This is a genomic window from Rhodococcus sp. P4_B6, assembly GCF_056402215.1.
Genome location: NZ_JBFUHV010000211.1, coordinates 1 through 13,131, shown reverse-complemented (window position 1 = coordinate 13,131; position 13,131 = coordinate 1). Strand labels below are relative to the sequence as shown.

The 13,131-nt window shown below is 67.8% G+C and carries 14 protein-coding genes and 1 pseudogene; 5 read left to right on the top strand and 10 right to left on the bottom strand.

Going from position 1 to position 13,131, the window contains the following annotated elements; all coding sequences use genetic code 11:
* The coding region (locus AC1DWT_RS44770; RefSeq protein ID WP_477925742.1) for a phosphotransferase at window positions 1–363 on the bottom strand (363 nt) is incomplete at its 3' end.
* A gap of 216 nt (window positions 364–579) precedes the next feature.
* On the opposite strand from AC1DWT_RS44770, the gene AC1DWT_RS44765 reads away from it, so the two are divergent.
* Complete coding sequence (locus AC1DWT_RS44765) at window positions 580–1,893, top strand: MFS transporter (protein ID WP_477925741.1); 1,314 nt, start codon at window positions 580–582, stop codon at window positions 1,891–1,893.
* 48 nt (window positions 1,894–1,941) lie between these two features.
* Window positions 1,942–3,486 carry an acyl-CoA synthetase gene (locus tag AC1DWT_RS44760; protein WP_477925740.1) on the top strand — a complete coding sequence of 515 codons (1,545 nt, stop codon included), beginning with the start codon at window positions 1,942–1,944 and terminating at the stop codon, window positions 3,484–3,486.
* Between the two features lie 4 nt (window positions 3,487–3,490).
* Here the strand turns inward: AC1DWT_RS44760 and AC1DWT_RS44755 are convergent, their stop codons facing one another.
* From AC1DWT_RS44755 to AC1DWT_RS44740, 4 genes are all read right to left on the bottom strand, one after another.
* Window positions 3,491–4,738 (bottom strand): MFS transporter, encoded by a 1,248-nt coding sequence (locus AC1DWT_RS44755; protein WP_072949215.1) that lies wholly within the window; start codon window positions 4,736–4,738, stop codon window positions 3,491–3,493.
* A 211-nt stretch (window positions 4,739–4,949) separates the two neighbouring features.
* A complete protein-coding gene (locus tag AC1DWT_RS44750) occupies window positions 4,950–5,312 on the bottom strand; it encodes a PH domain-containing protein (protein ID WP_072949217.1) in 363 nt (120 codons plus the stop codon).
* A complete protein-coding gene (locus AC1DWT_RS44745; protein WP_477925739.1) occupies window positions 5,309–6,310 on the bottom strand; it encodes a YihY/virulence factor BrkB family protein in 1,002 nt (333 codons plus the stop codon). The genes AC1DWT_RS44750 and AC1DWT_RS44745 overlap by 4 nt, the downstream gene beginning before the upstream one ends.
* 4 nt (window positions 6,311–6,314) lie before the next feature.
* Window positions 6,315–6,920 carry a TetR/AcrR family transcriptional regulator gene (locus AC1DWT_RS44740; protein WP_072949220.1) on the bottom strand — a complete coding sequence of 202 codons (606 nt, stop codon included), beginning with the start codon at window positions 6,918–6,920 and terminating at the stop codon, window positions 6,315–6,317.
* A 109-nt stretch (window positions 6,921–7,029) separates the two neighbouring features.
* Here AC1DWT_RS44740 and AC1DWT_RS44735 point away from each other — a divergent pair, with 109 nt between their 5' ends.
* Genes AC1DWT_RS44735 through AC1DWT_RS44725 form a run of 3 tightly spaced genes read left to right on the top strand, consistent with a single transcriptional unit; the run spans window position 7,030 to window position 9,312 of the window.
* Window positions 7,030–7,887, top strand: coding sequence for a crotonase/enoyl-CoA hydratase family protein (locus AC1DWT_RS44735; RefSeq protein ID WP_072949222.1), 858 nt, complete (start codon window positions 7,030–7,032; stop codon window positions 7,885–7,887).
* Window positions 7,884–8,288 (top strand): nuclear transport factor 2 family protein, encoded by a 405-nt coding sequence (locus tag AC1DWT_RS44730; RefSeq protein ID WP_477925738.1) that lies wholly within the window; start codon window positions 7,884–7,886, stop codon window positions 8,286–8,288. Before AC1DWT_RS44735 ends, AC1DWT_RS44730 begins: the two co-directional genes overlap by 4 nt.
* 46 nt (window positions 8,289–8,334) lie before the next feature.
* Complete coding sequence (locus AC1DWT_RS44725; RefSeq protein ID WP_072949258.1) at window positions 8,335–9,312, top strand: NAD(P)H-dependent flavin oxidoreductase; 978 nt, start codon at window positions 8,335–8,337, stop codon at window positions 9,310–9,312.
* Window positions 9,313–9,380: 68 nt separating this feature from the next.
* Here the strand turns inward: AC1DWT_RS44725 and AC1DWT_RS44720 are convergent, their stop codons facing one another.
* From AC1DWT_RS44720 to AC1DWT_RS44700, 5 genes and pseudogenes are all read right to left on the bottom strand, one after another.
* Window positions 9,381–10,532: an acyl-CoA dehydrogenase family protein gene (locus AC1DWT_RS44720; protein WP_477925737.1), complete on the bottom strand. Its 1,152-nt coding sequence runs from the start codon at window positions 10,530–10,532 to the stop codon at window positions 9,381–9,383.
* Window positions 10,533–10,548: 16 nt separating this feature from the next.
* Complete coding sequence (locus AC1DWT_RS44715) at window positions 10,549–11,532, bottom strand: NAD(P)H-dependent flavin oxidoreductase (protein ID WP_072949225.1); 984 nt, start codon at window positions 11,530–11,532, stop codon at window positions 10,549–10,551.
* Between the two features lie 24 nt (window positions 11,533–11,556).
* Complete coding sequence (locus tag AC1DWT_RS44710) at window positions 11,557–12,198, bottom strand: TetR/AcrR family transcriptional regulator (protein WP_095862770.1); 642 nt, start codon at window positions 12,196–12,198, stop codon at window positions 11,557–11,559.
* A gap of 10 nt (window positions 12,199–12,208) precedes the next feature.
* Window positions 12,209–12,970 carry a 3-hydroxyacyl-CoA dehydrogenase gene (locus tag AC1DWT_RS44705; RefSeq protein WP_072949228.1) on the bottom strand — a complete coding sequence of 254 codons (762 nt, stop codon included), beginning with the start codon at window positions 12,968–12,970 and terminating at the stop codon, window positions 12,209–12,211.
* A 38-nt stretch (window positions 12,971–13,008) separates the two neighbouring features.
* A pseudogene (locus AC1DWT_RS44700) lies at window positions 13,009–13,131 on the bottom strand (steroid 3-ketoacyl-CoA thiolase); the annotation flags it as partial.

Sequence of the window (13,131 nt, the reverse complement as noted above, 5' to 3'; positions counted from 1 at the left end):
CACCAGTTCCATGAGGTAGAACGACGCGCCGAGCACGTCCGCGTCCTCGCACAGCAGCACCGCTTCGGGCACCGGGACGGCGGTTCCGGCCAGCCCCCGGATCACGGTGAACTCGCGTTTCATGTCGTGGGCGCTCGGCAGAACGTGCCCGTACGGAGGCCGCCGCAGGACCCACGTCCGGTCGGCGTCGGCGACCCGATAGGTGGGGTTCGATCGGCCGCCGCTGATGAGCGAGACAGCGAGGTCGCCGCTCACGCCGCCGTCGAGCGCGCCGTCGAGGTAGTGGGCGAGGGCGGTGAGATCGACGCCTGCCGAATCCTCCCGGTCCTCGTGGGTGTCCGCTTCGGCGTGGGACGTCGTCATCCGCTGCGTCCTTTCAAGTCCTTCGATCCTCAGCCAAACGCTCGTTCGGCCAGTGCCCATCATCAGCCGAACGGGCGTCGGAAGTCAATATCCCTATATTCTGCAGTTAATAGCTGAGATTCCCGAAAATCGAAGAACTTGCCAAGCGATCGTTCAGTTGGCATGATCTCCCGGAAGTGATGCACGTCTCATCCGCCTCGAAAGGTCAGGACACTCATGACGGACCAGTTGACCGGGACTGCTGCCACCACCGAGTGGCGAGCCGAAGACCGCATCCGAGCGCGCCGCGCCGCGATCGCAGGCGGCGTGGGCACCCTCATCGAGTACTACGACTTCAGCCTGTACGGCTACCTCGCGATCGTGATGGCGCCGCTGTTCTTCCCCAGCAGCGACCCTGCCACCGCGCTGCTGTCGGCACTCGCCGTGTTCGGCACCGCCTACCTCATGCGTCCGCTCGGCGGCATCGTGTTCGGGCACATCGGCGACCGGTTCGGGCGGAAGAAGGCCCTCCTCGCGACGCTCGTCTGCATGGGCCTCGGCAGCATGGCGATGGGCTTCCTGCCCACCCACGCGCAGGCGGGGATCTGGGCCACGGTGCTTCTCGTTCTCGTGCGGATGGTCCAGGGATTCTCGGCCGGCGGCGAGGTCGGCGGCTCGGCCACGTTCATCTCCGAATCGGCGCCGCGGCATCTCAAGGCCACCTATGGCGCGTTCACCCCGCTCGGCTCCACGATGGGGTTCGCGATGGCCGCTGCGGTCGCGGGCACGGTGTCGGCGTTCACCACCGACGTGCAACTCGAGAGCTGGGGATGGCGGGTCCCGTTCCTGCTCGCGCTGCCGCTAACACTGCTCTGCCTGTGGGCCCGCACCCGGGTCGAGGAAACCCACGGCGAGGACGCCGATTCCGGGCCGGCCCAGGCGCCCGTCGTCGCCGTCTTCCGGCGTCAGCCGCTCGCCCTCCTGCAGTCGGTCGGAATCAGTGTGGCGTGCAACGGAACCGCATACATCGGCCTCACCTACATGAGCATCCATCTGATGAAGAGCCTCGGCTACGAACGCACCCCGGTCTACTGGATCGCGACCGCCGTCATCGGCGTCGTCGCACTCGCGATGCCGCTCGGCGGCATGCTCGCCGACCGCATCGGACGGTTGCGGTTCACCGTGATCAGCTTCGCCGGATTCGCGATCGTCACCTACCCCGCCATGGCCGTCATGCACCACAGCCTGTGGATCGCCGCGATCGCCTATCTGCTGATCATGGTCAACACCATCGGAGCCCAGGTCGGCTCGTACACGCTCATGCCGCTGCTGTTCGACAAGGACGTCCGCTTCACCGGTGTCGCGATGGGCTGGAACCTCGGTGTCGTCATCGCCGGTGGCACCGCGCCGTTCGTCGCTGTCTGGCTCGTGGAGAAGACCGGAAACATCCTCTCCCCCGCCGTCTTCGTGATCGTGGCGGCGGTGATCGGACTGATCTCGGTGGCCGGCGTGGCACGCCGGTCCAAGGTCGCGCAGGAGCAGCTCGGCTGACGCCGAGGCGGATTCACCACTCGAGATCCACCACGAATTGGAGTAACCATGTATCCCGGCGCTCATGCTGCCACCACACCCGACAAGCCGGCCGTGATCATGGCCGGCACCGGGCAGACGGTCACCTTCGCCGAACTCGAGTCCCGCTCGGTCCGCATCGCCCGCCACCTGCACGCCCTCGGCCTGCGCCGCGGGGATCACGTCGCGGTGCTGGCCACGAACACCCCCGCCATCTTCGACATCTACTGGGCCACCATGCGTTCCGGGCTCTACCTCACCATGGTGAACTGGCATCTCACGCCACCGGAGATCGCGTACGTCGTCGACGATTGCGGTGCCAGGGCGCTGATCGTCGACGCAGCACTCGACGTGGTCGCCGGTGAACTTCCCGCCCTCACCCCCGGTGTCGAGCACCGACTGGCGTTCGGGGGAACGATTCCCGGCTACGCCTCCCTCGACGAGGCCGCGGCCGCGGAGTCCGACGTTCCGCTGCCCGACCAGCCGCGCGGGGCGGACATGCTGTACTCCTCCGGCACCACCGGCCGCCCGAAGGGCATCAAACCGGAGTTGCCCGCACGGCAGATCCAGGACCCGGGCGACACCATGACCGGGATGAACGCGACGGTGTGGGGAGTCACGCCCGACACTGTCTACCTGTCACCCGCCCCGCTGTACCACGCCGCGCCGCTCCGCACCTGCGCGTCGGTGCAGGCCCTCGGCGGCACCGTCGTCGTGATGGACCGCTTCGACGCCGAGAAGGCGCTCGCGTACATCGAGGAGTTCCGCGTCACCTACAGCCAGTGGGTGCCCACGATGTTCGTCCGCATGCTGAAACTGCCCGCGCCGACGCGGGAGAAGTACGACGTGTCCAGCCTGCGTGTCGCCGTGCACGCCGCCGCCCCGTGTCCGGTGGACGTGAAGCGGCAGATGATCGACTGGTGGGGTCCGATCCTGTCGGAGTACTACTCGTCCACCGAACTCAACGGCATGACCCTGGTGAACTCGGAGGAATGGCTGCACAGGCCCGGAACCGTCGGCCGCGCCGCCCTCGGCGTCGCCCACATCTGCGGCGACGACGGTGCCGACCTCGCACCGGGCGAGGTCGGCACCCTGTACTTCGAGCGGGACACCCTGCCGTTCGAATATCACAACGCCCCCGAGAAGACGCGCGACGCCCAGCACCCGCAGCACCCGACGTGGACCACCACCGGCGACGTCGGCTATCTCGACGAGGACGGGTATCTGTTCCTCACCGACCGGAAGTCGTTCATGATCATCTCCGGCGGCGTCAACATCTATCCGCAGGAGATCGAGAACACCCTCACCGAGCACCCGGCCGTCCTCGACGTCGCGGTGATCGGGATCCCGGACGAGGAGATGGGTGAATCGGTGCTGGCCGTCGTCCAGACCGTTCCGGGAGAGATCGGGGACGACGCGCTGGCCGGCGCACTCCTCGACCACGTGCGGGGACGGCTCGCCCGGTTCAAGGTCCCGCGGAACCTCGTCTTCAGCGACGACCTCCCCCGCACCCCCACGGGGAAGCTCGTCAAGGGCACGCTACGAGATCGCTACGCCGCCGGGGTGCACGCCTGAACCGTCAGCCGGCGACCGGTTCCGGCCGGCGCCGGCGGTCGAGGAGGACGGCGATCGTGAGGACGATCAGTCCGGCGACGCCGAGCAGGGTGCCGACGGCGGCCGGGGCGGTGTAGCCGTATCCGGCGGCGATCACCACGCCACCGATCCACGCACCACCCGCATTGGCGAGGTTGAACGCGCTGTGGATCAGCGTCGACGCGAGCGTCTTGGCGTCACCCGCCGCGTCCATCAGCCGCGATTGGACGGCCGGGAAGATCGACGTCACCGCCATGCCGATGAAGAACAGCACGATCAGCGCCGTCACCGGGTTGTGTGCGGCGACGACGAACAGGGCGAGGACGCAGATCAGGGCGATCATGCACCCGAACAGGCCGGGGACCACCGCGTTGTCGGCGATGCGCCCACCCACGACGTTGCCGAGGATCATCCCGGAACCGAACAGCATCAACGCCACCGGCACCATCGAGTGCGGCAGCCCGGACACGTCGGTGAGCGTCGAACTGATGTACGTGTACACCGCGAACGAGCCACCGAACCCGACCGTCGCGAAGATCAGCGTCATCCACACCTGTCCCCGGCGCAGCGCCCCGAGTTCGGCCACCGGGTTGCTCACGTGCACCCCGGCCAGCGGCGGGACGAGACGCGCCAGTGCCACCAGCGTCACGATTCCGATGAGCACCACGAACGCGAACGCCGACCGCCAGCCGAGGATCTGGCCGAAGAACGCCGTCGCGGGCACCCCGATCACGTTGGCGACGGACAGACCCATCATCACGGTCGCGACCGCCTTGGCCCGCTTGCCCGGTTCCGCGAGGTGCGCGGCGACCAGCGCCGCGACGCCGAAATACGCGCCGTGCGGCAACCCGGCGAGGAATCGGGCGGCGAGCAGCGTTTCGTATCCGGGGGCGAGCGCGGTCGCGAGATTGCCGATCACGAACGTGCCCATCAACGCGATGAGCAGCGTGCGCCGCTCCACGCGGGCGGCCAGTGCCGCGATGACGGGCGCCCCGACGACGACACCGAGCGCGTACGCGGACACGAAGTGCCCGGCCACCGGCTCCGACACCCCCGTCGCGGAAGCCATCGCCGGCAACAGGCCCATGGACGCGAATTCCGTTGTGCCGATACCGAACCCGCCGAGCGCAAGCGCGAGCATCGCGCCCCGCCGACTCGGTGACGGAATCCGCGGACGCAGAGACGGACGAGCGGTGACCGCAGGTTCGGTGAGGTGAACTGCAGGCGGCGTCATGGCAGCAAGACTCCCGTCGGGCTGATCGTAGGATCGGCGAGCACGTCCAGTGGACTCGCCTGAGGATGAACCGGGCCGAGATGGTGGCAATCCGGCTCGTACCAGTATGGGCGAGGCCGCAAGCGAATTAACAATCCGCGCGGGCGTGATTCCACTCACCGGGCCCGCAGGTGAGACGTGGGCCCGGCGCACCGGACCGGAGCGATCTACGTCACGTGATGTGCTGCAGGATCACCGTGTGCACGTGGTGGGCCTTGTCCATGCCACGGAAGTCGGCCTCGTACGTGGTGTCGGCGACGTCGACGGCGATGCTGCTCGAGGAAAAGAACTGGCCGGCCCACGACTTGTTGCTGAGAAACGAGACCGACCGGATGTTCTTGTACGGGATGGACGTGATCGCGGTGCGCTTGCCGACGAAGCTCTTGTCCTGGATCACGACGCGCAGGTTCGTGATCGCGAGGAAGCCGGTGCCCGCGCCGATGCAGTCGTACACGGCGATGATCGTCTCGCCGGGCAGAATCCCCTGCTGGACCTGCTTCAGCTGTTCCGACTTGTCGAAGATCGGATCGGTCACGGCTCCTCCTTCGACGTCGGTGCGGACTCGTCCATCGTCCCAGAAAGTTCGTCGAAGGTGACGTGGATTCCCTGACGCGGGACCGCGCGTTGCGTCTTCGCCTGGTCGGTGAACGTCCGCTTGTCGCCGTCCGCGAGTTCCGCCTTGTCGGTGAACGGCACGAGCAGCGCCCGCGGATGCAGCCTGTCCACGCGGACGACGTTGATCTCCACGCACACGACGACGGCCGCGGCGGCGAGGAAGAGGAACGCCAGCAGGCCCAGCACGACGGCGAACACCCCGTTCGTCACGGACGCGGTGCTCACCACCTTGCTCACGTAGTACGCACCGAACGACTGCAGCACCTGCCACAACACGGCCGCCGCGACAGCACCGGGGGCCACGTCGGAGACGGACAGCGGGCGGGCGGTGGCGAGCCGGAACGCGAGGATGAAGATCACCGAGTTGATCGCGATCGCGGCGAGCGTCAGCAGCACCGTGAACGAACCGGACAGGTGCGTCGCGGCACCGATCCCGGCGACCGCGGCCGTCCCCAGGATTGCGAGCCCGATCGTGCCGAGCAGCAGCAGACCCCGCAGCCGGCCGCGGATCGGGTCGGGGCGCATGTTGCGCGGAACCGACCAGGCCGTGTTCATGGCGTTCTGGCAGGCCAGCGCCACGCCGAGGCCGCCGTAGAGGGCTCCGACCAGTCCGATCACCAGGCCGGTCACTCCGCCGCCGATCCGGTGCGGGTCGGCCAGGTCGGCTCCGATGACGGGGAACTGGCTGAGCGCCGAGTCGATGATGTCCTGCTGCAGTTCGGGATGCCCCGACAGCACGAACCCGAGCACCGTGGACAGCAGCAGCAGGAGGGGAAACAGCGAGATGAACCCGTAGTAGGCGATCAACGCCGCGAGGTACACGCCCTGATCGTCGAGGAATTTGTACGCGACGGCGATCGGGAAACCCATCGCCGGATATCGCTGCTGGAGAGCGTCGAGTCTTCGGGCGAATTTCATGCGATCAGACGGCCGGTTTCACCATCGCGAGGGCGAGGTCGGCGTAGCGCTCGGCGAGTTCTTCGGGTTTCAGGGGACCGTCGGCGTGCCACCACGTGCACACCGACTGCCCCATGTTGATGATGCCGCGAACCGCGTCCCGCGGGTATTCGGTCGCGAAATCGCCCTCCTCGACACCACGCTCGATGACGTCGCGGAAGAGGTGCTCCTGTTCGTCGCGGAGGGCCACGACGAGTCGGCGGCCCGGGTCGTCGAGGCTGCGGATCTCGGTGGCACCGACCATCGCGTCCCGCTGCCGGGTGGTGTGGAACATGACCCACGCCCGCATCAGCGCCTGCAACTGGTCGGCGGGGGCGCCGCCCGAACGCAGCAGCGCGCCGCGGGTCATCGCGATGGCGTCGTGCAGTGCGCGCACCATGATGTCCTGCAGGATCTCCTGCTTCGACGCGAAGTGGTGGTAGATCGACGCGACGGTGATGTCGGCGCCGCGCGCGATGTCGCGCATGGACGTGCCGTGATAGCCGCGTTCGTTCATGTTGGCGACCGCGGAATCGAGGATCACCTGCCGCCCGGTACCCGTGCTCGTAGCGGCCACCTTTGCAGCGCACATCCCTGGTACTCCGTCCCCGCTCCGATCGTCACACGACCACACCAGAGTAGTGGGTCCCGTCACAGATTCCGCTCTAGCGATCGTTCGGTAGCGATGTCATGCTGGTGCGATGGATCACATCGGACTCGACGTCGCCGACGGCATCGCGACGATCACCCTGAACCGGCCCGACCAGCTCAACGCATTCACCACCACGATGGAGAACGAGCTGATCGCCGCATACGACCAGCTCGACGCGGACGACACGGTCCGGGCGATCGTGCTCACCGGAGCCGGACGAGCGTTCTGCGCGGGCGCCGACCTGTCGGCGGGTGCCGCCACGTTCGACCACTGGCAGGACGAGGACGAGGGCGCCGACGCCCGCCGCGACGGCGGCGGCCGGGTGGTGCTCCGGATGTTCGAATCCCGCAAGCCGATCATCGCCGCGATCAACGGTCCCGCCGTGGGCGTGGGCATCACGATGACCCTCGCCGCCGACTTCCGTCTCGCCGCCGACGACGCCCGCATCGGATTCGTCTTCAACCGCCGCGGCATCGTCCCCGAATCCTGCTCGACGTGGTTCCTCCCGCGCCTCGTCCCGCTGCAGACGGCCCTCGACTGGGTGTACTCCGGCCGGGTGTTCCCCGCCACGGAGGCCCACGACGCCGGCCTCGTGTACAAGCTGTACCCGCGCGAGTCCCTGCTCGACGAGGCCTACGCGCTGGCCCGGAGCCTCACCGAGCACTCCGCCCCGGTGTCCGTGGCGCTGTCCCGCCAGATGATGTGGCGGGCGCTCGGCGCCGAGCATCCGATGATCGCGCACCGCGTCGAAACCCGCGGCATCAACATCCGCGGCATCGGGCCGGACGCGCATGAGGGCATCTCCGCGTTCCTCGAGAAGCGGCCCGCCGTGTTCCCCGACAGCGTCCGCGACGACCTGCCGGACGTGTTCGGCGAAGACCTTCCGACCCCGGCGTTCCGCGGATGACCGCCGCACAGCCGGCCCGGCCCGGCGTCGTCGACCGCTGGCGCCACGTCGTCGAACACCGCGACCTCGCCGCCCTCGACGCCCTGGTCGCGGACGACGCCGTGTTCTCCTCCCCCGCGGTATTCACTCCACAGGAAGGGAAGCCGAAGGTCCTGGCCTACCTCGGCGCCGCCCTGACCGTCTTCGACGGCACCGGCTTCCGGTACGTCGAGGAGTGGTACGGCGATCGTTCCGCGGTCCTGGAATTCGCCACCGAACTCGACGGCATCCACGTCAACGGCATCGACCTGATCCACTGGAACGACCGTGACCAGATCACGTCGTTCAAGGTGATGGTCCGGCCCGTGAAGGGCCTGCAGGCGCTCATCCCACGGATGGCCGCCCAGCTGTCCCAGTCGTAAAACCCTGCACCACCGCATCACTCATCACTGCATGAAGGAGAAATTCATGAGCCTGCCCCCCATCCTGCAAGACCGGCTCCGCCTGCCCGTGGTGGCGTCGCCGATGTTCATCGTCTCCGGTCCCGACCTGGTGATCGCCCAATCCACCTCCGGCGTCGTCGGATCCTTCCCCTCCCTCAACGCCCGCCCGCAACCCGTGCTGCGCGAATGGCTCACCCGCATCACCGAGGAACTCGCCAAGCACGACGCCAACAACCCCGAGACACCGTCCGCCCCGTACGCGGTCAACCTCATCGTCCACAAGAGCAACGACCGCCTCGACGAAGACCTCGCCACCATCGTCGAATTCGAGGTCCCGATCGTCATCACCTCCCTCGGCGCCCGCGCCGACGTCAACGACGCCATCCACAGTTACGGCGGCATCGTCCTCCACGACGTCATCAACAACAAGTTCGCGAAGAAGGCCGTGGAGAAGGGTGCCGACGGCCTCATCGCCGTCGCCGCCGGCGCGGGCGGACATGCGGGCACCCTGTCGCCGTTCGCGCTGATCCAGGAGATCCGCGAATGGTTCGACGGACCGCTCCTGCTGTCGGGCTCCATCGCCCACGGCCGCTCGGTCCTCGCCGCGCAGGCTGCCGGCGCCGACCTCGCCTACGTCGGCTCCGCGTTCATCGCCACCGAAGAGGCCAACGCCGATCAGGGCTACAAGCAGATGATCGTCGACTCCACCGCCTCCGACATCGTCTACTCCAACCTGTTCACCGGCGTGCACGGCAACTACCTGCGCGGCAGCATCGAGGCCGCCGGACTCGACCCGAACAACCTCGCCGTCTCCGACCCGTCCGCCATGAACTTCGGCGTCGGTGAGGACGCGGACACCGCCGCGAAGTCGGAAGCCAAGCCCTGGCGCGACATCTGGGGCGCCGGGCAGGGCATCGGCGCCGTCGACGCCGTAGTCCCGGCGGCGCAGATCGTGGAACGCCTCAGCCGTGAGTACGCCGACGCGAAGGCCCGCCTGGGATAGGCGCTACGCGCCCGTGCGCCTTTCTGGTAGCGGGAACAACCAGAAAGGCGCACGGGCGGCGGAGCCGCCTACCCGGCCGCGATGTCGCGACCGATGATTTCCTTCATGATCTCGGTGGTCCCGCCGTAGATCGTCTGGATCCGGCTGTCGACGTACGCGCGGCCGATGGGGTACTCCATCATGTAGCCGTAGCCGCCGTGCAACTGGACGCAGCGGTCGACGACGCGCTTCTGCAGTTCACTGGCCCACCACTTGCCCTTCGACGCGTCGACGGCGGTGAGTTCGTCTGTGTTCAAGGCGAGGACGCACCGGTCGATGTGCGATTCGGTCACCTCGATCTCGGTGAGCATCTCGGCCAGCGCGAACCGGGTGTTCTGCAGATCGCCGATCGGCTTGCCGAACGCCTTGCGCTCGAACACGTAGTCCCGGGTCCACCGGTAGGCGGCCTTCGCGGCCGCGATTGCGTTGACTGCGATCGAAATACGTTCGAGGGGCAGGTTTTCCATGAGGTGGACGAAGCCACGGCCTTCGGTGCCGAGCAGGTTCGCCGCGGGCACCCGCACGTCCTCGAACACGAGTTCGGCGGTGTCCTGACCGGCCAGTCCGACCTTGTGCAGTTTGCGGCCCCGGCTGAAGCCGGGCATGCCCCGCTCCACGACCAGGAGTGAGAAACCCTTGGAGCCGGCGTTCGGGTCGGTGCGGGCCACGACGATGACGAGGTCGGAGTGAATACCGTTGGTGATGAATGTCTTCTGACCGTTGATCACCCAGTCGTCGCCGTCTCGCACCGCGGTGGTCTTGATGCCCTGCAGGTCGCTTCCGGTGCCCGGCTCGGTCATCGCGATCGCACCGATCAGTTCGCCCGCGGCCATGCCCGGCAGCCACCGCTGCTTCTGCTCGTGCGTGCCGAGATTCACGATGTACGGGATGGCGATGTCGTCCTGGAGCGCCAGCCCCGAACCGAACGACGTCGTCGCGGTGCGGGCGATCTCCTCGGCGACGACGTACCGGAATCGGAAGTCGGTGACACCGGAGCCGCCGAACTCCTCCGGCACGGCGAGTCCGACGATCCCCGACTTTCCGGCGGCCAGCCACGCCGAGCGGTCGATCAGCCGGTCGGCTTCCCACTGTTCGTAGTTCGGTTCGATCTCGCGGGCGAGGAACTCGCGCACCGTCTCCCGGTACGCCTCGTGATCCTGCTCGAAGATGGTGCGCTGCATGACTTCTCTCCTACGATCAGGCGCTGACGGGAACCGACAGGCCGGCGAGGCGCTCCGCGATCAGGGCTTCCGCCTCGTCGACGATGCGTTCGACGAGTTCACCAGCGGTCGGGATGTCGTGGATGATGCCCTGGACGGTGCCTGCGGTCCAGATGCCCGCCTCGGGGTCGCCGTTCTCGAACACGGTGCGCCCGCGGGCACCGGCGACGAGTTCCCGGACGTCCTCGAATTTTCCTCCGCGGTCGAGGATCTCGACGACCTCCCGGCTCACGGTGTTGCTCGCGACGCGGGCGGTGTTCCGCAGCGGACGGAAGATCAACTCGGTGTCGGTCTCCTTGGCGGCGACGATCGCTTCCTTGATGTTCTGGTGGATCGGCGATTCGGCGGTGCACATGAAGCGGGTGCCCATGTTGATCCCGTCGGCGCCGAGCGCAAGGGCCGCGACCAGCCCACGCCCGTCGGCGAATCCGCCCGACGCGACCATCGGGATGGTGATCTGTTCGGCGGCGGCCGCGATGAGCACGAGCCCGGGGATGTCGTCCTCGCCGGGGTGGCCGGCGCATTCGAAGCCGTCGATGCTGATGCCGTCGACACCGCTGTCCTGGGCCTTGATCGCGTGCCGCACGCTGGTGCACTTGTGCAGCACCTTCACGCCTGCGGCGTGGAAGTCGGGCAGGTGCGGCGCGGGGTTGGAGCCGGCCGTCTCGACGATCTTGATGCCGGACTCGATGATGACCTGCCGGTACTCCTCGTACGGCGGCGGCGTGATCGCCGGCAGGATCGTCAGATTCACGCCGAAGGGCTGGTCGGTGAGTTCGCGGGTGCGGGCGATCTCCTTGGCGAGGTCCTCCGGGGTCGGCTGGGTCAGTGCGGTCAGCAGACCGAGCGCGCCGGCGTTGGCGACGGCGGCGACGAGGTCGGCGCGACCGACCCACTGCATGCCGCCCTGCACGATCGGGTGGCGGACGCCGAAGGTCTTGGTGAATGCGGTGGAGAGCATGGCACGGCTCCTCTGGGGAAACGGTCAGTGAGCGGGTAGATACCCGACGGTGTGGAGAGCGATGTCGACGTAGCGGCCGGCGACCTGCTCGGGAGTCAGTGCTCCGCCGAGCTGATACCACCGCGGAATCGACTGGAACATCCCAAGGAGAGCGCGCACGGTCTCGGGGACGTCGCCGCTGTGGAACACGTCGCGGGCGACGCCGTCTGCGACGAGGTCGACCATCATCAGTTCGAGCCGCTTGCGGGTCGCGGCGTAGCGACTGCGGCTGTCGGCGGAGACGTGCCGCAGCTCGGTGTCGAGGGAGACGTGCCGCACCCGGTACGTCATGTACAGGACGATGGCCTCGACGACGTTGGCGAATTGCGCCAGCACGTCGTCGCCGGCCTCGCGGGCGGCTGCCTCGGCGCGTTCGTTCAGTTCGCGCATCTGCAGTTCGAACAGGGCCACGAGAACGGCTTCCTTGCTCTCGTGGTGGTAGTACAGGGCGGGGACGGTCACCCCGACACGACGGGCGATCTGCCGCACCGTCGTGCCGTGGTAACCGTTCTCGTTGAACAGATCCAGTGCCTGCTCGAGGATGGGCGTCATCGTCAGGGCCTCGAAGGTCCGCCAGTCGGCATACACCGTCTCGGTGGTGGCAGGCCCGTCCTCGCGCAGAGTCACAGGTCGCCGATCAGCGCGGTGCCATGCGGATGGCGCCGTCGAGACGGATGGTCTCACCGTTGAGCATCGGGTTCGACACGATGTGCGCGGCGAGGGCGCCGTACTCCGACGGGTCGCCGAGACGCGAGGGGTGCGGCACCTGGCCACCGAGCGACTGCTGCGCAGCCTCCGGCAGGGATCCGAGCAGCGGCGTCTTGAACAGGCCGGGAGCGATCGTGTTGACGCGGATCAGCAGCGAGGCGAGGTCGCGGGCGATCGGCAGCGTCATGCCGACGACGCCGCCCTTGGACGCGGAGTACGCGGCCTGACCGATCTGGCCCTCGTATGCGGCGACAGAGGCGGTGTTGATGATGACGCCGCGCTCGCCCTCGATCGGCTCGTTCTTCGAGATGCGCTCGGCGGCAAGGCGGATCACGTTGAACGTGCCGATCAGGTTGACGGTGACGATCTTGGTGAAGTCGGCGAGCGGGAACGCGCCGTTCTTGCTCACGGTCTTGATGGCGTTGCCGATGCCGGCGCAGTTCACGGCGACACGCAGCGGTCCGAGCGACTCCGCGACGTCGAGTGCGGCGGACACGTCGGCCTCGCTGGTGACGTCGCCTGCGGCGAAACGCACGCGGTCGCCGAGTTCCTTGGCGACGGTCTCACCGTCGGAGGAGGGCAGGTCGATGATGACGACGCTGGCGCCGTCGGCGAGCAGTGCCTTGGTGGTGGCGAGGCCGAGGCCGGAGGCACCGCCGGTGACGAGTGCGACGCTGTCGTTGACGATCATGTCTTACCTTTCGGAAGCAGGGTTTTCGGGGGTGTGGGTCAGATGCGTTCGATGATGGTGGCGTTGGCCATGCCCGCGCCCTCGCACATGGTCTGCAGGCCGTAGCGTCCGCCGGTGGCCTCGAGGTTGTTGACCAGGGTGCTCAGCAGGCGGGTGCCCGA

Bases quoted from the DNA above. Each gene is read 5' to 3' on its own strand.
- AC1DWT_RS44715 (WP_072949225.1), bottom strand. From the start codon at position 11,532: ATGCTCTCCACCGCATTCACCAAGACCTTCGGCGTCCGCCACCCGATC.
- AC1DWT_RS44745 (WP_477925739.1), bottom strand. From the start codon at position 6,310: ATGAAATTCGCCCGAAGACTCGACGCTCTCCAGCAGCGATATCCGGCG.
- AC1DWT_RS44765 (WP_477925741.1), top strand. From the start codon at position 580: ATGACGGACCAGTTGACCGGGACTGCTGCCACCACCGAGTGGCGAGCC.
- AC1DWT_RS44725 (WP_072949258.1), top strand. From the start codon at position 8,335: ATGAGCCTGCCCCCCATCCTGCAAGACCGGCTCCGCCTGCCCGTGGTG.
- AC1DWT_RS44705 (WP_072949228.1), bottom strand. From the start codon at position 12,970: ATGATCGTCAACGACAGCGTCGCACTCGTCACCGGCGGTGCCTCCGGC.
- AC1DWT_RS44760 (WP_477925740.1), top strand. From the start codon at position 1,942: ATGTATCCCGGCGCTCATGCTGCCACCACACCCGACAAGCCGGCCGTG.
- AC1DWT_RS44730 (WP_477925738.1), top strand. From the start codon at position 7,884: ATGACCGCCGCACAGCCGGCCCGGCCCGGCGTCGTCGACCGCTGGCGC.
- AC1DWT_RS44720 (WP_477925737.1), bottom strand. From the start codon at position 10,532: ATGCAGCGCACCATCTTCGAGCAGGATCACGAGGCGTACCGGGAGACG.
- AC1DWT_RS44740 (WP_072949220.1), bottom strand. From the start codon at position 6,920: ATGTGCGCTGCAAAGGTGGCCGCTACGAGCACGGGTACCGGGCGGCAG.
- AC1DWT_RS44755 (WP_072949215.1), bottom strand. From the start codon at position 4,738: ATGACGCCGCCTGCAGTTCACCTCACCGAACCTGCGGTCACCGCTCGT.
- AC1DWT_RS44735 (WP_072949222.1), top strand. From the start codon at position 7,030: ATGGATCACATCGGACTCGACGTCGCCGACGGCATCGCGACGATCACC.